This window comes from Pseudomonas sp. F3-2 (genome assembly GCF_038804275.1).
Classification (GTDB): Bacteria; Pseudomonadota; Gammaproteobacteria; order Pseudomonadales; family Pseudomonadaceae; genus Aquipseudomonas.
In genome coordinates, this window is the sequence record NZ_CP152388.1 from 4,425,924 (window position 1) to 4,444,308 (window position 18,385).

Annotated in this window: 12 protein-coding genes; 9 read left to right on the forward strand and 3 right to left on the reverse strand. The window is 59.7% G+C overall.

Features of this window, described 5'->3' with window-relative positions; translation table 11 throughout:
• Window positions 1–131 precede the first annotated feature (131 nt).
• A complete protein-coding gene (locus AAGQ88_RS19910) occupies window positions 132–2,168 on the forward strand; it encodes an NADH:flavin oxidoreductase (protein WP_342653343.1) in 2,037 nt (678 codons plus the stop codon).
• A 23-nt stretch (window positions 2,169–2,191) separates the two neighbouring features.
• Here AAGQ88_RS19910 and AAGQ88_RS19915 read toward each other — a convergent pair whose 3' ends face one another.
• Window positions 2,192–2,971, reverse strand: coding sequence for a pyrroline-5-carboxylate reductase dimerization domain-containing protein (locus AAGQ88_RS19915; RefSeq protein ID WP_342653344.1), 780 nt, complete (start codon window positions 2,969–2,971; stop codon window positions 2,192–2,194).
• Entirely contained in the window at window positions 2,961–3,665 is a 705-nt protein-coding gene (locus AAGQ88_RS19920) for a TetR/AcrR family transcriptional regulator (RefSeq protein ID WP_342653345.1), read from the reverse strand. Before AAGQ88_RS19920 ends, AAGQ88_RS19915 begins: the two co-directional genes overlap by 11 nt.
• A gap of 280 nt (window positions 3,666–3,945) precedes the next feature.
• Here AAGQ88_RS19920 and AAGQ88_RS19925 point away from each other — a divergent pair, with 280 nt between their 5' ends.
• Window positions 3,946–6,327, forward strand: coding sequence for a hypothetical protein (locus AAGQ88_RS19925; RefSeq protein ID WP_342653346.1), 2,382 nt, complete (start codon window positions 3,946–3,948; stop codon window positions 6,325–6,327).
• Window positions 6,328–6,486: 159 nt separating this feature from the next.
• On the opposite strand, the gene phnR is transcribed toward AAGQ88_RS19925, so the two are convergent.
• A complete protein-coding gene (phnR, locus tag AAGQ88_RS19930) occupies window positions 6,487–7,206 on the reverse strand; it encodes a phosphonate utilization transcriptional regulator PhnR (protein ID WP_342653347.1) in 720 nt (239 codons plus the stop codon).
• Window positions 7,207–7,578: 372 nt separating this feature from the next.
• On the opposite strand from phnR, the gene AAGQ88_RS19935 reads away from it, so the two are divergent.
• From AAGQ88_RS19935 to AAGQ88_RS19965, 7 genes are all read left to right on the forward strand, one after another.
• Complete coding sequence (locus AAGQ88_RS19935; RefSeq protein ID WP_342653348.1) at window positions 7,579–8,655, forward strand: ABC transporter substrate-binding protein; 1,077 nt, start codon at window positions 7,579–7,581, stop codon at window positions 8,653–8,655.
• 151 nt (window positions 8,656–8,806) lie between these two features.
• The gene (locus tag AAGQ88_RS19940) at window positions 8,807–9,613 is read left to right on the forward strand and encodes an alkaline phosphatase family protein (protein WP_342653349.1); all 807 of its coding nucleotides are present in this window, start codon (window positions 8,807–8,809) and stop codon (window positions 9,611–9,613) included.
• Window positions 9,610–10,452: an ABC transporter permease subunit gene (locus tag AAGQ88_RS19945; protein ID WP_093463768.1), complete on the forward strand. Its 843-nt coding sequence runs from the start codon at window positions 9,610–9,612 to the stop codon at window positions 10,450–10,452. Before AAGQ88_RS19940 ends, AAGQ88_RS19945 begins: the two co-directional genes overlap by 4 nt.
• Window positions 10,439–11,236, forward strand: coding sequence for an ABC transporter permease (locus AAGQ88_RS19950; RefSeq protein WP_093463765.1), 798 nt, complete (start codon window positions 10,439–10,441; stop codon window positions 11,234–11,236). The genes AAGQ88_RS19945 and AAGQ88_RS19950 overlap by 14 nt, the downstream gene beginning before the upstream one ends.
• A gap of 1 nt (window position 11,237) precedes the next feature.
• Complete coding sequence (locus tag AAGQ88_RS19955; protein ID WP_342653350.1) at window positions 11,238–12,227, forward strand: ABC transporter ATP-binding protein; 990 nt, start codon at window positions 11,238–11,240, stop codon at window positions 12,225–12,227.
• A gap of 185 nt (window positions 12,228–12,412) precedes the next feature.
• Window positions 12,413–13,066: an HAD family hydrolase gene (locus AAGQ88_RS19960; protein WP_342653351.1), complete on the forward strand. Its 654-nt coding sequence runs from the start codon at window positions 12,413–12,415 to the stop codon at window positions 13,064–13,066.
• Between the two features lie 177 nt (window positions 13,067–13,243).
• The gene (locus AAGQ88_RS19965) at window positions 13,244–18,352 is read left to right on the forward strand and encodes an Ig-like domain-containing protein (protein WP_342653352.1); all 5,109 of its coding nucleotides are present in this window, start codon (window positions 13,244–13,246) and stop codon (window positions 18,350–18,352) included.
• Window positions 18,353–18,385 lie beyond the last annotated feature (33 nt).

Sequence of the window (18,385 nt, forward strand, 5' to 3'; positions counted from 1 at the left end):
ATAGTAGCCACACGGTGCGTGTGGACGCAAGCGAAATGTACACAGCCGTCAACCATGCTTGACACCTATGTACATTCCACCTAGTTTTGCGTCAAACCAAGCCTGATGTTCTCTCCCAGGAGCGCACCACGATGTCCAGCGATCCGCTGTTGCAGCCCTACACGATCAAGCACCTGACGCTCAGAAACCGCATCATTACTACCTCCCACGAACCCGCTTATCCCGTGGACGGCATGCCCAAGGATCTTTACCGCGCCTACCACGTGGAGCGGGCGAAGGCAGGCGTGGCGCTGACCATGACAGCCGGTTCGGCCGCGGTGTCGCGAGACAGTCCGCCAGTGTTCAACAACGTGCTGGCGTACAAGGATGAAGTGGTGGGCTGGCTGAAGGACCTGACCGACGAGTGCCACGAACACGGCGCGGCGGTGATGATTCAGTTGACCCACCTGGGCCGCCGTACCCGTTGGGACAAAGCCGACTGGCTGCCGGTGGTTTCGCCCTCGCATCGGCGGGAGGCTGCACACCGCGCGTTCCCCAAGAAGCTCGAAGAATGGGACATCGAGCGCATCATCAAGGATTACGTCGATGCCGCCGAACGCATGAAAGCTGCCGGCATGGACGGTCTCGAACTTCAGGCCTACGGCCATTTGATGGATCAGTTCTGGTCGCCACTGACCAACGAGCTCGAAGGGGAATACGGCGGCCCGCTGGAGAATCGACTGCGCTTCACCTTCGACGTCCTGCGCGGGATCCGCCAGCGCTGTGGCGAGGACTTCCTGCTGGGCGTGCGTTACACCGGCGACGAAGACCTGCCGGGCGGCTTCGGCGCCCAGGAAGGCATCGCGATCTCGCACATGCTCAAGGACAGCGGGCTGGTGGATTTTCTCAACGTCGTCAAAGGCCACATCGACACCGACGCCGGCCTGACCGACGTGATTCCGATTCAGGGCATGCGCAACTCGCCGCACCTGGATTTTGCCGGCGAGATCCGTGCAGCGACCGGTTTTCCGACCTTCCATGCCGCGAAGATCCCCGACGTGGCGACCGCGCGTCATGCCATCGCCTCGGGCAAGGTCGACATGGTCGGCATGACCCGCGCGCACATGACCGACCCGCACATCGTGCGCAAGATCATCGAGAAGCGCGAAGAGGAGATTCGGCCCTGCGTCGGCGCCAACTATTGCCTGGATCGCATCTATCAGGGTGGCGCGGCCTACTGCATCCACAACCCGGCGACCGGTCGCGAGACCACCATGCCCCACGACATTCCCAAAGCCGCGACCCGGCGCAAGGTGGTGGTGATCGGCGCAGGCCCCGGCGGGCTGGAAGCTGCACGGGTCGCGGCCGAGCGCGGGCACGATGTGACCGTTCTGGAAGCGGCGGATCGGCCTGGCGGTCAGGTTCGGCTGACGTCGTTGAGCGAGCGACGCCGCGAGATGATCAGCATCATCGACTGGCGCATGGCGCAGTGCGAACGCATGGGTGTGAAGTTTCACTTCAACACCTGGGCCGAAGCGCAGACAGTGCTGGAGCAGGAGCCGGACGTGGTGATCGTCGCCACCGGCGGCCTGCCGGATACCGAGGTGCTCAGCCAAGGCAACGAGTTGGTGGTGTCGGCCTGGGACATCATTTCCGGAGACGTGAAGCCAGGCAGGAACGTGCTGATCTTCGACGACGCCGGGGATCATGCCGCGCTGCAGGCAGCCGAAGTGATCGCACAAAGCGGCGCTCATCTGGAAATCGTCACGCCCGACCGGGCCTTCGCGCCGGAAGTGATGGCCATGAATCTGGTGCCCTACATGCGCAGCCTGCAGGACCTGGACGTGGTGTTCACCGTGACGTACCGCGTGGAGTCAGTGCTCAGGCGCGACGGCAAACTGGTGGCGGTGTTCGGCAGCGATTACGGCAAGGTCAACAAGGAGCGCGTCGTCGATCAAGTGGTCATCAACCACGGCACGTTGCCGATGGACGAGTTATATTTCGAACTGCGTCCGCTCTCCAGCAACGGCGGCGCGGTCGAGCAGCATGACCTGATCGCAGGCAACGCGCAGCATCTGGTGACCAACCCCGAGGGGCGCTTCCAGCTGTTTCGCATCGGCGATGCGGTGGCTGCACGCAACACCCATGCGGCGATTTACGATGCATTGCGTTTGGTGAAGGATCTTTAGAAGCTTTGCAGGCGGCAAAGAGGTCACATCCCTCTGCGAGCGACCTCTGCGCCGGCCTGCACCGCCTCACCGATCTGCCGCTCGAAACCCGCATCCAGCAGGCTCTGCAACGCCGCTGCCGTCACGCCTTTATAGGCAACCAGCGAATCAATCATCGCCTGCGGGTCATGTTCGGCGAGCAACTGACTGGCCGACAGCACTACACCGCGCGCCGCCTGATGCGCGACATCTTGAGGAATGCCTGCCGCCATCGCCTGGTGTGTCAGTGCGGTCATCAACAACGCCGGAAACGCCGGTCCTGTCCCAGACAAGGCACTGAGATAATCGATGCAATCCTCTGTCGGCACTCTGCTCGTCGTGCCGACGCACGCCAGCACATGCTCAATGAAATCGACCTCTGACGCCGACAACTCCATCGCGCAATGCCAGGGCGTGAAGGACTGTCTGATTTCGACTGCGGCATTGGCCATGGCTCGAACAACGGCTCTCGCCCCTGTCGCCGCGCTGATGGTCTGCGCGGTCACGCCGGCCATCAAGGAGATCACCAGCTTGCCCGACGCATCGATTTTCAGCGCGCTGAATTGCTCAGGACGCACCGAAACAATCACGACATCGCTGGCGTCCACCAGCGCCTGATTGTCGCTGACAAGATGCGCGCCGGTGGAACCAAGCGGATGGCTGCCGGAGCGGTTCGACAGAAAGAGCTGCCCGGCGCTGACGAAGCCCGTTTCCAGCAGCGCCTGCGCCAGCGCGCCACCGAGCCAGCCGGTCCCGCCGATGATGCCGAGGGTTTCAGTTCGCACCGGCGCTCTCCTCGAAGGTTTCAGCCAGCGGCACGAATGCGCCCGGCTCTTTTTCGGCGTAACCGAAGGCGCCGTAGAAGCGGTCGAGCTCGCGCTTCTTCGGCGCCTTGCCGGTGAAGATCGCAACGTAGTGCGGGATGCGTCGGAAACGCTCGGTGATGTCTTCGGTGGTCTTCATCGAGATATAACCGATCTGCGTCAGATAAATCGTTCGGGCACGCGTGTCAGCGGCATCGGCGTCGTAGCCGAAGCGTCGGAACATCGCCGACAAGCCGTTGATCCGTGCGTCATCCGCCGCGGCGATTTCCGTGGCCACTTCCTCGGACTGCAAGGCCCAACTGCGGACCGCGAACTCGAACTGCGAATCGAACAGTTCAGGATTCAGCCAGCATTCGAAAACGTTAAGGATCGCTTCGGTGATGTTCTCTGCATAGCGTTCGGACTGCTTGAGCATGCCACCGGTATTTTTGTCTTTCCAGCGCGCCAGCAAGGCGGCAAGCAGTTGTTCGCGATCCTGAAAAAACCAGTAAAAACTGGTGCGTGAAAGGTTCAGTCGCTTGGCCAGTGGCATCACGCGAACCGCATCGACTCCGGATTCCTTCAAGGCTTCATAGGCGGCTTCCAGCCACCCATCGGCGGAGCCTCTCCAACCGGAGTCATGAGGCTTGCCTCGCTCCTTGCCTGATACCGACATTGCGTGTCGCCCTTACGTTGAGAATGAGTTAAGCGACTGTACGCGCATGATCTTTTCATGTACACCCCTGTACATTTGGGCGACATCCGCTCATGTCCGCATGGGATCACTCACCGTGAAAGCACAGGCCGAAGAACGCCATAAGGAGATCAAATGCTACGCCTGCTCATCCAAGTCAATACCGACCAACGGTAGCAAAACCTGTCATTTCTGACAGTAGTCAACTCCTGCAATCCGGCGCTCAATGACTCCTGGAATTTCCCGACAGGAGTCAACCGCCATGCGCTCAATTCCCTGGAATCCGTTTATTACCCCCGGTAGGCCCAACTCGCTGATCAACCTGGAAATCCCCGGCAGGGTGGGCCCTCTTCCCGAGCCACCGGCCGAGCCTGGACAGGAATTGTGGGGGATCAATCGCGGCGCTGCCCTGGATAACTTTCCGAACAATGGCTTGCAGCTGTACATCCCGGCATGGTCGGACATGAAAGCAGCCGACAGCGTGTCCGTGTTGCTTGATGGCCCGGTCGTCTCGACAGAGATCATTGACCTGACAGACGTCGGCCAGCGGGTGACGACCTTCGTCGATTCGGCGCGCCTCACCTCGGACAGACACACTCTTCAGTATTCCGTGAAGCGACAAAGCCAGGCCCCCGAAACCTCCGCTGCAATCGACATACTGGTCAAGCTCAATCGTCCCGGCGGAAAGGATCAGGACGGCGATACCCCTGGGCACTCGGCACTTGTGCTGACCCTGCCTGAGGAGATCATCAACGATGGCGTGGACGCCGATGACGCCGAGAAGGGTGTGCCGGTCAAGATTATGCCCTACCCCGAGATGACCGAAGGGGACCGTATCAAGCTCTCCTGGGGCGGAGAATTTGTGTACCACACGGTCACGGCTGAGGACGTAGAGGCTGGAAAAAAAGGCCAACCGATCGAGATCACGGTCGAGAAAGAGACCATTCTTATGGGGGGAGACTCAGACGCAATCGGCCTGGCCGTGACGTTCGAACTCTACGACGTGGTGCAGAACCGTTCGGAAGACTGGGCTGCCGAGAGCCGTGTTGTCGTTGACACCGACAACTCGCGGCTGGACGCACCGATCATCTTGGAAGCATACGACAACGTACTGAAGCTGGACGACCTGGAAGGCGGCCCGGTGACGGTGCAGGTCTGGGCGGTCACGGATCGCGAGCTGGAGCAACTCAGTCAGTCGTTGACGCCAGAACAGGCTTCACGATTGCAAGCGTCGAGGGGCAGAAAGACGCTCTCGCGCCTTCAGGCGCGCAAGGCCGACTTCGTCAAGGGCGACAGGATTGCGGTGACGTTGACGGGCACTACAGCCGAAGGCGCCCCGGTCAGCTATGACGCGCCGGTGATTACGATCGACCGCGTGCCGTATTCCTATGATGTGGAAATCCCTAATATTGTCATCCGAACGCTGGGGCAAACCCAGGCGGTGTTCTCCTATCGACTGATTCATGAGGACACTACCGAGTCGAAGTCCAGAGGGGCGTTCATCAGTGTGATCGGTGAAGCTGAGCGCATGCCCGCGCCGGTAGCCGATAATGCCGTTGGCGGCGCACTCAATCCGGACCTTCCCACTACGACCGTGACAGTCCCGTGGGATGACCGCATGAAGAAAGACGATCGAATCACTCTGAAGTGGATCGGCACCCGGCCCGATTTCACCATTTACGACCCGCAGTTAGAGCCGCATGACATCAGCGACGGGGAAGCGTCCAGCAAGCCAGCATTCATTTTCAAGGTAGACGGCATGCACCTCAAGGCGATCGAGGGGGGCACTCTGGAGTTGTATTTCATCCTCTCAAGATTCGTGGACGGCACAATCGTCTACCGTGAATCGGCCCGAGCCGAAAAATTGAACATCGGCGCTCCCCGCGCCGAGCTGCCAGCCCCCGAAGTTAAAGGGGTGGACGAGAACGGCGTGATAGATCCGGCATACGGCTCAACGGACCTGATCATCAAGCGCTATACGGGAATGGCCATTAACGATGTCGTGCGTTATCTGTGGCGGGGCAGCGAAGCCGGTGACGTGAAGGACTCGATCAACATTACAGGCAACAACGTGGGCGACGACTACGTCAAATTTACAGTGCCTGCAAACGCCATTTCGCTCAACGACGGCGGCACCGTCGAGGCCTCGTACGAGGTGACTCGCGCAGGCACCAAACGCACCAGTTACTCAGCAATTCTTGAGTTCAGCGTGGGTCCGGCCGTGGTATTGGACCCTCCCGTGATCAGCAATATCAAGGATTCGAAGGGTAACGAAATCCCGGACAGTCAGACTACCTCGGCTACCAGCGTAACGGTGAGTGGCACCGCGGCGCCTGATCATGATGTCGAAGTATTTGACCACAAAGACTCCAAGGGCAAGCTGACCGCCAACGCAAACGGGCAGTGGACTCTTGCAATGAATGACCTGGAAGTTGCAGATCATGCCATCAAAGCCAAAGCGCTGTATGGTGATGGCACAGAGACAGCGGTGCGCACCTTCACTGTAAGCGCCGTTACCCTTCGCCCGGTTATCACGACTATCCTGGACGCGAACGGGGACGACATCCCGAACAGCGGCAGTACCTCTGATCAAACCGTAACCATTGTTGGCGCTCTTATCCCGACTACCCCGACTCGGAAGTGAGACGCTGTGACATCCCTACCGTGCAGGAATGCAACGGATTGGTCGACACTGTGTCGGCCAATCCCAATGGTCAGTGGATCGCCAGGCTTGCGCTTGCTGACCGCTCCTTGCACCTCGTCTTAATATTGGGCAGCGAGAAGCCGTCGCCAGTGCGGCGGCTCACACCTCTGCGACTACTGCGCTTACGTGGATTGCATCGTGACGCCAGTACTCCAGATCGCAATCGATCAGTCGCCCGTGCTGGTCGTGGTTGACCCTGGCGATGCGAAGTCCGGGGCTGCCGATCGACACTTTCAGGGCAGCGGCGGCCTCGACCGGCAACGCCGTGGGCACGATCTCGAACCGCACCTGACCGTACAGAATGTCGTAGTGACGCGCGTACAACTCGGTCAACGACTGATCCAGGTCGAAGTCGAGGATCTGCGGGAAGTATTCGGGATTGAGGTAGTGCTCGACGTACAGCACCAATCGCTCATCGATCCGGCGCACGCGGCAGATCTGGATCACGCTGGACAATGCAGGCAGTTGCAGCAACTCACAGATGACGGCCGATGCCGGTTGCAGCCGCGCCGATAGCATTTGCGTGGCAGGCACTCGGCCCTGCTGTTGAACCATCGCGTGGAAATGACTGCGGCGCATCAGGTCGTAGGCCAGGCGCGGCGGCGAAATGAACCAGCCGCGACGCTCCTCACGGTAGATCAGCCCTTGCGCCTCGAGCTGCACCAGCGCTTCGCGCAGGGTGATACGCGTGGTGTCGAACACTTCGCTCAGCTTGCGCTCCGCCGGAAGCTTGCTGCCGGGCAATAACAGGCCATGCTCGATCTGTTCTTGCAAAGCGTTGCAAATGGTCGTCACCGCTCGGGGCACATCTTGGCGCATTTCGTTACCTATCTGGACTAGACCAGCGCTATTTCGGGGCAAGGTCTACTGCCGAACGGCCCGCTTCAGTGATCCACAGCGTAGGCAGCGTAGATGACTGTTGCGTGACAATCCAGCGCGATCTGATTGATAAATCAGGCATAAAAAAGAAATTAGCCTTTTTATATCAGCCACTTGGGCATGGTCTACGCTTGTTCGACAGCGATGCCTGATGCCTGCGCTTCACCCAGCAAAAGTCGGTCCATACATGAAAACGTCATGTAACTGGCCTAACTTGGCTCAGGTATTGCTGACCTAGACCAACCCCATCGCAACGCGCACTTCAACGACTTCGTCTTTCATAACTGTCGAGAAGTACCAAAGGAGCTTCGAATGAAACACCTTTTGCTGGCATCACTCCTGGGTTCGGCCATCGCGCTGAGCACATCGGCCATGGCCGCGGATACCGACCTCAAGACGCTTGAAGCCGCGGCCAAGGCCGAAGGCGCAGTCAACAGCGTGGGCATGCCCGATGACTGGGCAAACTGGAAAGGCACCTGGACCGACCTCACCGCCAAATACGGTCTGGTGCACATGGACACGGACATGAGCTCGGCTCAGGAAGTGGCCAAGTTCGATGCGGAAAAAGACAACGCCAGCGCCGACATCGGTGACGTGGGCGCCGCGTTCGGCCCTATCGCAACGACCAAGGGCGTGACTCAACCTTACAAGCCGACGACCTGGGATCAGATACCGGACTGGGCCAAGGACAAGGACGGTCACTGGGCACTGGCCTACACCGGCACCATCGCGTTCATCGTCAACAAGAAGCTGCTGCACGGCTCCGAGGTTCCGACCAAATGGGCGGACCTGAAAAACGGCAAATACAAAGTCACCATCGGTGATGTGAGCACCGCGGCCCAGGCGGCCAACGGCGTGCTCGCAGCGTCGATTGCCATGAAAGGCGACGAAACCAACATCGCACCCGGCCTGCAATTGTTCACTGAACTGGCCAAACAGAAGCGTCTGGGCATCAACAACCCGACCATTCAGACCATGGAAAAAGGTGAAGTGGAAGTCGGCATCGTCTGGGACTTCAACGGCCTGAGCTACAAGGCCAAGATGGCCAATCCTGACGATTACGTCGTGCTGATTCCTTCGGACGGTTCGGTGAAATCCGGCTACACCACCATCATCAACAAATACGCAAAACATCCAAACGCAGCCAAGCTGACCCGCGAATACATCTTCAGCGATGAGGGGCAGATCAATCTGGCGAAAGGCAATGCGCGTCCTATTCGTGCGGAAACCAACCTCAAACTACCCGCCGACATCGCGAAGAACCTGATTCCTTCCGAGCAATATGTCGCCGCCAATCCCCAGCCGATCAAAGATCCGGCCGCCTGGGAAAAGACCTCCAAAGCCCTGCCTCAGCAGTGGAACGAACAGGTCATCGTCGAGATGCAGTAAGCGTTACAACGGGCACGCGCGTTTGATGTAGGAGCGCGCTTGCCCGCGAGTGCGTCGTATCAGGTTCATACCGGGTGACCCACCCAACGCGTTCGCGGGCAAGCGCGCTCCGACAGCACAATGCGCATTGCCCTCTTCCCCCGGAGAGGCCATGAAACACAACGTCATCCTCATTCTGCTGGACGGCCTGAGTTACAGCGTGGCGCAGCATGCGATGGGGCATCTGCTGGCGTACCGGAATGCAGGCCGGGCCGCGCTGTACAAGCTTGAATGCGAGTTGCCGGCGCTTTCACGACCGCTGTACGAATGCATCCTGACAGGCGTTGCGCCCATCGACAGCGGCATTGTGCATAACCAAGTTTCCCGTCTCTCCAGCCAGCGCAGCATCTTCCATTACGCTGCCGCCGGCGGACTGAAAACCGCCGCTGCGGCCTATCACTGGGTCAGCGAGCTGTACAACCGCAGCCCGTTCATTGCCGGGCGCGATCGCCACACCGACGACGCCGATCTGCCGATCCAGCACGGCCACTTCTACTACGTCGACCACTACCCCGATTCCCACTTGTTCGACGATGCCGAGCACCTGCGCACCGCGCATCAGCCGAACTTTCTGTTTATCCATCCGATGAACATCGACGACGCCGGCCACAAGCACGGCCTCGACACCCCGCAATACCGCAACAGCGCGCGCTCGGCCGACATCATCCTGGCCGAGTACCTGCAGCGCTGGCTGGACGCGGGGTATCAGGTGCTGGTGACGGCCGACCACGGCATGAACAACGACCGCTCACACAACGGCCTGCTTCCAGAGGAACGCGAAGTGCCGCTGTTCGTCATCGGCGATGCCTTCAGCCTCGACCCTGATGCGCAACCGAAACAGACCCAGATCTGCGGAATCGTCTGCGAACTGCTCGGCGTGCCCCACGACAAACCTGTCTGCACCGAGGTGCTCAAGTGAATTCACAAAGTCGCGGCAAATGGCTGGGCCTGTTGTGCCTGGTGCCGTTCGCCCTGTTCTTCATTGCGTTTCAGCTCGCGCCACTGGCGTGGGTGGCGATCAACAGCCTTTATTCGGAAAGCGGCTGGGGCCTGGACAACTTCATCAAGGCGTTCAACTCGCGCTTTTATCGTCAGGCCATGCAGTACAGCCTGGAGATCAGCTTCTGGTCGAGTCTGATCGGCATCTTCATCGCTATCCTCGGCAGTTATTCGCTGCGCAAAGTGCCAGGGCGGCTGCGGGATTTCGTCAGCGCTTTCGCCAACATGACCAGCAACTTTTCCGGCGTACCGCTGGCGTTCGCGTTCATCATTCTGCTGGGCTTCAACGGCGCGCTGACGCTTATCCTGAAACAGGCCGGCATCATCGACGACTTCAACCTGTATTCGAAGACCGGCCTGATCATCCTCTATACCTATTTCCAGATTCCCCTCGGCGTGCTGCTGCTTTATCCGGCGTTCGACGCGCTGCGTGAAGACTGGCGCGAGTCGGCCTCGCTGCTGGGTGCGAGCGGCTGGGACTTCTGGCGACACATCGGCATCCCCGTGCTGACGCCTGCCTTGCTCGGCACGTTCGTGATCCTGCTGGCCAATGCACTGGGCGCCTATGCGACGGTGTATGCGCTGACCACCGGCAACTTCAACGTGCTGCCCATCCGCATCGCCGCGATGGTGGCAGGCGACATTTCCCTGGACCCGAATCTGGCCAGTGCGCTGGCCATGATTCTGGTAGGGATGATGACGCTGGTGACCATCGTCCATCAGTGGCTGTTGAAGAGGAGCTACCATGTCTCGCGCTGAACGCGGCCCGGTCGGGCTCTACCACCGCACGGTGGTGTACATCCTGTTTCTGATTCTGTTGGCGCCGCTGCTCGGCACCTTCGTGTACTCGATTGCCACCAGCTGGTCGGCATCGATCCTGCCCAGCGGATTCACTTACAAATGGTACGTGGCGCTGTGGAGCGACCCACGGTTTCTCATCGCGTTCGGCCAGTCGCTGCTGGTCTGCGTGGGCGCACTTATCCTCTCCGTGGTGCTGATCCTGCCGCTGCTGTTCGTGGTGCACTACCACTTCCCGAAGCTCGATGCACTGATGAACATCCTCATCCTGCTGCCATTTGCCGTGCCGCCGGTGGTGTCCTCGGTGGGCCTGCTGCAGCTCTATGGTTCCGGCCCCTTGGCGATGGTCGGTACGCCGTGGATTCTGATCGGCTGCTATTTCACCGTGGCGCTGCCGTTCATGTACCGGGCGATCACCAACAACCTGCAGGCGATCAATCTGGTAGATCTGATGGACGCCGCTCAGTTGCTCGGCGCCAGCACGTTCCAGGCGGCGTTTCGGGTGGTGCTGCCCAACCTGCGCAAGGGCCTGATGATCGCGCTGTTGCTGTCGTTCTCGTTCCTGTTCGGCGAGTTCGTTTTCGCCAACCTGCTGGTCGGCACGCGCTACGAAACGTTGCAGGTGTACCTCAACAACATGCGCAACAGCAGCGGCCACTTCAACAGTGCGCTGGTGATCTCCTATTTCCTCTTCGTACTGCTGCTGACCTGGGCGGCCAACCGACTGAACAAGGACAAAGACTGATATGAGCTTCGTCAGTGTCGAAAACCTGCAAAAGAACTACGCCAGCACAGCGGTCTTCAGCGACATCAATTGCGTGATCAACAAGGGCGAATTCGTCACCCTGCTCGGCCCGTCCGGCTGCGGCAAATCCACCCTGCTGCGTTGCATCGCCGGCCTGACGCCCGTCACCAGCGGCAAGATCTTTCTCGATGGCAAGAACATCGTCCCGGTCTCACCGCAGAAGCGTGGCATCGGCATGGTGTTCCAGAGTTATGCGCTGTTCCCCAACATGAATGTGGAGCAGAACGTCGCCTTTGGCCTGCGCATGCAGAAAGTCAGCGGCGATGAAACGAAGCAACGCGTGGCCGAAGTGTTGAAGCTGGTGGAACTGACCGATTTCGCCAAGCGCTACCCGCACCAGATGTCGGGCGGCCAGTGTCAGCGTGTGGCACTGGCGCGCTCGCTGGTGACGCGCCCTCGCCTGCTGCTGCTCGACGAGCCGCTCTCGGCGCTGGATGCGCGGATCCGCAAACACCTGCGCGAACAGATTCGAGCGATCCAGCAGGAGCTGGGCCTGACGACGATTTTCGTGACCCACGATCAGGAAGAAGCGCTGACCATGTCGGACCGCATCTTCCTGATGAACCAGGGCCGCATCGTGCAGAGCGGCGATGCCGAGACGCTGTACACCTCGCCGGTGGACGCTTTCGCCGCCGGTTTCATCGGCAACTACAACCTGCTGGAAGCCGAGGACGCCAGCCGCCTGATGCAGCGACCGATCGGCAGCCGGGTGGCGATCCGGCCCGAAGCCATTCAGCTCAGCCTCACAGGCCTGCTCGAAGGCGAGATCCTCAGTCACAGCCTGCTGGGCAACGTGATCCGCTATCGCGTCCAGGCTCACGGCGTCGAACTGGTGGTGGATGTGCTCAACCGATCGGCAAGCGACTTGCACCCGAACGGCCAGCGCGTCACCCTGAACATTGAACCATCGGCGCTGTGCGAAGTGGCTTAGACGCCACGAGACCTGTAGGAGCGTGGCTTGTCCCGCGATCGGCGGGGAACCCGCCGTAAAACCTGCGAAGGGATTCAGACTGACACACCGCATTCACTTGGGTTGCTGCCGGTTCCCGGCAGTTCGCGGGACAAGCCACGCTCCTACAGTTGATTGCGTGTAAATGATTTGAGAGGACAGCGGTAATGGCTTTAGCAATATTCGATCTGGATGAAACGCTGATTCACGGCGACTGCGCCAGCCTTTGGAGCGAGCAGATGGGGCGTCTGGGCTGGGTCGATCCCGAATCATTCATCAAAAAAGACCACGAATTGATGGAGGCTTACAGCAAGGGCGAGCTGGCGATGGAAGATTACATGGCCTTCAGCCTGGAGCCGATGATCGGCCGTACGCCTGAGGAAGTGGAGTTTCTGGTCGGGCCGTGGGTCGAGGACTACATCGAGCCGATCATCTTCAGCGACGCCACCAAGGCCATCGCCGAACATCGCGCTGCGGGTGACCGTATCCTGATCATCTCGGCCTCGGGCGTGCATCTGGTCAAGCCCATCGCCGAACGGATCGGCGTCGACGAGGTGCTGGCGATCGATCTGGACATCGCCCACGGCGTCTACAGCGGCAAGACCCATGGCGTGCTGACCTACCGGGAAGGCAAGATCACGCGGCTGATGGAATGGCTGGATCAGGAAGGCGAGAACCTCGAAGGCGCGAGTTTCTATTCGGATTCACGCAACGATTTGCCGCTGCTGCGCAAGGTCGATTTCCCCCACGCGGTGAACCCCGATGCGGTGTTGCGCGCGGAAGCGGAAAAGCACGGATGGCCGATTCATCGTTGGAAATAACCCCCGGAAACGGCAAAACTGATGGCTGTCTGCAGCCGGTCGTTCGGCTCGCAAGTGCACGCTTTACCTCAGGCAAAGCCGACCAGCGGTAGCAAAACCTGTCACTTCTGACAGTAGTCAATTCCTCCAATCCGGCGCTCAATGACTCCTGGAATTTCCCGACAGGAGTCAACCGCCATGCGCTCATTTCCCTGGAATCCGTTCGTTACCCCCGGTAGGCCCAACTCGCTGATCAACCTGGAAATCCCCGGTAGGGTGGGCCCTCTTCCCGAGCCACCGGCCGAGCCTGGACAGGAATTGTGGGGGATCAATCGCGGCGCTGCCCTGGATAACTTTCCGAACAATGGCTTGCAGCTGTACATCCCGGCATGGTCGGACATGAAAGCAGCCGACAGCGTGTCAGTGTTGCTTGATGGCACGGTCGTCTCGACAGAGATCATTGACCTGACAGACGTCGGCCAGCGGGTGACGACCTTCGTCGATTCGAGGCGCCTCACCTCGGACAGACACACCCTTCAGTATTCCGTGAAGCGACAAAGCCAGGCCCCCGAAACCTCCGCTGCAATCGACATACTGGTCAAGCTCAATCGTCCCGGCGGAAAGGATCAGGACGGCGATACCCCTGGGCACTCGGCACTTGTGCTGACCCTGCCTGAGGAGATCATCAACGATGGCGTGGACGCCGATGACGCCGAGAACGGTGTGCCGGTCAAGATTATGCCCTACCCCGAGATGACCGAAGGGGACCGTATCAAGCTCTCCTGGGGCGGAGAATTTGTGTACCACACGGTCACGGCTGAGGAAGTAGAGGCTGGAAAAAATGGCCAACCGATCGAGATCACGGTCGAGAAAGAGACCATTCTGAGGGGGGGCGACTCAGACGAATTCGGCGTGGCCGTGACGTTCGAACTCTACGACGTGGTGCAGAACCGTTCGGAAGACTGGGCTGCCGAGAGCCGTGTTGTCGTTGACACCGACAACTCGCGGCTGGACGCACCGATCATCTTGGAAGCATACGACAACGTACTGAAGCTGGATGACCTGGAAGGCGGCCCGGTGACGGTGCAGGTCTGGGCGGTCACGGATCGCGAGCTGGAGCAACTCAGTCAGTCGTTGACGCCAGAACAGGCTTCACGATTGCAAGCGTCGAGGGGCAGAAAGACGCTCTCGCGCCTTCAGGCGCGCAAGGCCGACTTCGTCAAGGGCGACAGGATTGCGGTGACGTTGACGGGCACTACAGCCGAAGGCGCCCCGGTCAGCTATGACGCGCCGGTGATTACGATCGACCGCGTGCCGTTTTCCTATGATGTGGAAATCCCTAATATTGTCATCCGAACGCTGGGTCAAACCCAGGCGGTGTTCTCCTATCGGCTGATTCATCAAGACAATACCGAGTCGAAGTCCAGAGGGGCGTTCATCAGTGTGATCGGTGAAGCTGAGCGCATGCCCGCGCCGGTAGCCGATAATGCCGTTGGCGGCGCACTCAATCCGGACCTTCCCACTACGACCGTGACGGTCCCGTGGGATGACCGCATGAAGAAAGACGATCGAATCACTCTGAAGTGGATCGGCACCCGGCCCGATTTCACCATTTACGACCCGCAGTTAGAGCCGCATGACATCAGCGACGGGGAAGCGTCCAGCAAGCCAGCATTCATTTTCAAGGTAGACGGCATGCACCTCAAGGCGATCGAGGGGGGCACTCTGGAGTTGTATTTCATCCTCTCAAGATTCGTGGACGGCACAACCGTCCACCGTGAATCTGCCCGAGCCGAAAAATTGAACATCGGCGCCCCCCGCGCAGAGCTGCCAGCCCCCGAAGTTAAAGGGGTGGACGAGAACGGCGTGATAGATCCGGCATACGGCTCAACGGACCTGATCATCAAGCGCTATACGGGAATGGCCATTGGCGATGTCGTGAGTTACCTGTGGCAGGGCAGCGAAGCCGGTGACGTGAAGGACTCGATCAACATTACAGGCGTCAACATAGGCGACAACGTCAAATTTACAGTGCCTGCAAACGCCATTTCGCTCAACGACGGCGGCACCGTCGAGGCCTCGTACGAGGTGACTCGCGCAGGCACCAAACGCACCAGTTACTCAGCAATTCTTGAGTTCAGCGTGGGGGTCGGGCAGCAACCTCTGTTGGATGCGCCGTCAGTGGCCGGCAGCGAAGACGACATCCTCGATGACGACATCCTTGAACTGGAAGAGATTCCCGATGGCGCGCAAATCGTGGTGCCACCGTGGGAAGGGATGACCGCTGGTGACAGCGTAAAGATTAACTGGCAAGACGATAAGGGGACGCCGCCTTACACCGACAGCGAGGACATTCTCGGCTCCGCTGTGGATAAAGACGTGATCTTTCCGATGACGCTGGCGGAAGTCCGTAAAAGCGTGGACAGCACCGTGACGGTGACCTACACCATGACGCCACTGGAAGGCGAAGATAAAGCATCACGGCCTTTGAGCTTCGCGGTGCAGGCAGCCGCAGCGCTGCCATTGCCTGCGCCCATCATCGACGAAGCGGACAAAAATACCTGTTCTCTTGACCCCGGCACTGTCGTCAATGGCGCCCATGTGACCATTGGCGCCGAAGCGCAGCTTAAACCAGAAGATGAAGTCACCCTTGACTGGGCAGGCCAGGCGGGAGACGGAAGCGTATCACCTGTCAAGAAAGCAACCGTTGCCGGCGAAATGAAGTTCGACATCGCTTACGCCACTGTCGCCGCCAACAACGGACACAGCGTGACACTGCATTACTCTGTGAAGCGAGCAGACGGAACCACTGAAGGCCCGTCGCCCGATGCTGTCTATGACATCAAGAGTACCGTTGGCGCAGGCCTGTTGAAGATCATGGGTGCTCGATTCAATCGCGGCAGTTACCGGGCCTCGGCAACACCGCGGCGCATCAGTGCATTCAACTCCACGACCGGGGCTGCATTGTCCGCCCAGTGGCAATATGAAGGCGACGGTGACGTATGGACTCAAGGCACCAGCTTTCGTGACACGCACCCGGAACTGGTTTTGCGTGTTCGCACCAGCGACGACTTGGTTGCCCTCAATCCGGCCAATATCATCGGCAGCGGCAATGACACCACCGTCGTGGGCGATGCTGCAGTGGTTGCCCATCGAGACACAAGTGACGTCATCGGATGGGGCAACCCTGCAAACGGAGCGCAGATCCCGCCTACTGTCATCACCATGGACGATATTGTTGAAGTGACCTGCACCCGCAGCGCTTACGCCGCTCGACGCCAGAACGGTTATGTCGTGGCGTGGGGCCTTGCGGCCGAGGGCGGCAGCCTTGCCGTACCTGCGCCGGGCCTTTCTGCCGCAGATTTCGTTCACATCGCCAGCAACAGCATGGCATTTGCCGGGATAAAAACAGCCGGGAATCTGGTTGCGTGGGGCGACGCGGCTTCGGGCGGGGCAATACCTGCCGAAATTTCCGTGCTGACGGACATCTCCCACATCGTTGGAGGAGGTACTGCATTCGCAGCGATCAGGCGCACCGGGGAGGTCGTCGCGTGGGGGCCGGCGGTTTCGAATACCGGTCCTATTGGCCCTGCTGACGTTGCCGGCCTGACCGATATCAGCGAGAGCTCGGCCGGTACGGTGCCGCCTGACATCGCCACCCTGACCGATATCATTGAAGTTTCCGGCAATTTCACAGCCTTCGCGGCCATGCGCGAAAATGGTCGCGTCGTCGCATGGGGCACCGCTGCAGACGGCGGGGAGGTGCCTGCGAACATCGCGGCGTTAACCGATATTGCCGAACTGGGATGCAGCACCGCGCGCGCGTTTTCGCTGATCAGAAAAAACGGGCAAGTGATGACGTGGGGTAATGCGACCCATGGTGGCGTCGTTCCCGAAGATATCGTGTCGCTGACCGATATCATCGAGGTCAGTGCCTCGTGGCAAGCATTCGCGGCCCGCCGTGGCAATGGCCATGTAGTCGCGTGGGGTCCGGCGACCCATGGCGGGGTGGTTCCTCAGGAAATCGCCCTGCTCAACGATATCGTTCAGGTTGTCGGTAACGCCATGGCCTTCGCCGCGCTGCGTCGCGACGGCACCGTGGTGGCCTGGGGAGACGCGACACTCGGCGGCGACACTGGCAGCGTAATCGCCGAGCTGCACGACGTTCGTGCGGTTTACGCAAACAGCCAATGCTTCGTGGCGTTAACGTCTGACGGCCGTATGGTGACGTGGGGCAATGCAGCGGGCGGTGGCGATAGCAGCGCCGTTCAGAGCCTGGTTCGCGGTAAGCTCTCCTATCAGGCTACCCTCACTTCAAAAAGTCGGACGCTGAAAGCCCGAGGCAAAATCGATAAAAAAGAGCCCCGCAGCAGAGCGACAGCCGACTGGAGTCAACCCACGGTCGATGAGGCGCAGGAAAACGGTTTTCTCGACCCTGGCACCGATCCGGATCGTCAGATCATCGTCCATGTACCGCCTGGTGAATTGAAGTATCTGGACCGAGTCAACCTGTACTTCGATACCGCATTGATCAACTTCGCGGTTGTCAATCGCAACGGTCCGGGATCAGGTCTGGATTTCAAGATCCCGGCGTCGGCGTTTTTCCCCTATGCCGAAACCATCGTTACGATCAGCTACGGCGTCGTTCCATCCGGTGAACAGGAGGAACAGCGCTCAGCGTCGCTGGACCTCCCCATCAGTGGCGGATTCGAAGCGGCTGCAACGATGGACCTGTCGTCGAAGCACTACATTGTGGCCGCAACCAAAGCGCCCTCGACGCTGCCTGATTTCGCTCAAATGACGCGTGTTGCGACATGGGGCGTCGCACCTTACACCTTTGATAGCAACGACAAAAAAGTCGCAACCGTGGACAGCGATGGACAAGTGACAGCGCTGGCAAATGGCGATTGCGAGATCTCTTGCACAGACAGTTTGGGTGCAACCCGCCGTTACACGCTCACGGTGAGCGGCATCAAGGTGGTTCATTTTCTCACGGACAGTACCGACTGGGCAGGTATGCAGGATGTCTGCGCTGCAGCGGGCGTCAGCCCGATCACGCTGGCGCAATTGAAGTCGTTGTGGACGACGTACGAGGGCGAGGTCCCGGTGAGCACTTACCTGGGCTGGCTCGATTACCCCTTCTGGACCGCTGACAGCGTCGGCGCCGGCACTTACGGCACTTATGACCTCAGTGGGTCAGATGTCAACGAAAACGCAAGCAGCGCCGACGCGTCACTGCCCCATCAGGCCGTGGGCATATCCACGGGTGCTGCGAAGTCCGGGGCGCCTGATTCAGGCGGCCAATGAGTTGATCTCACGCTCGAACCGTCCGGGTTGCAA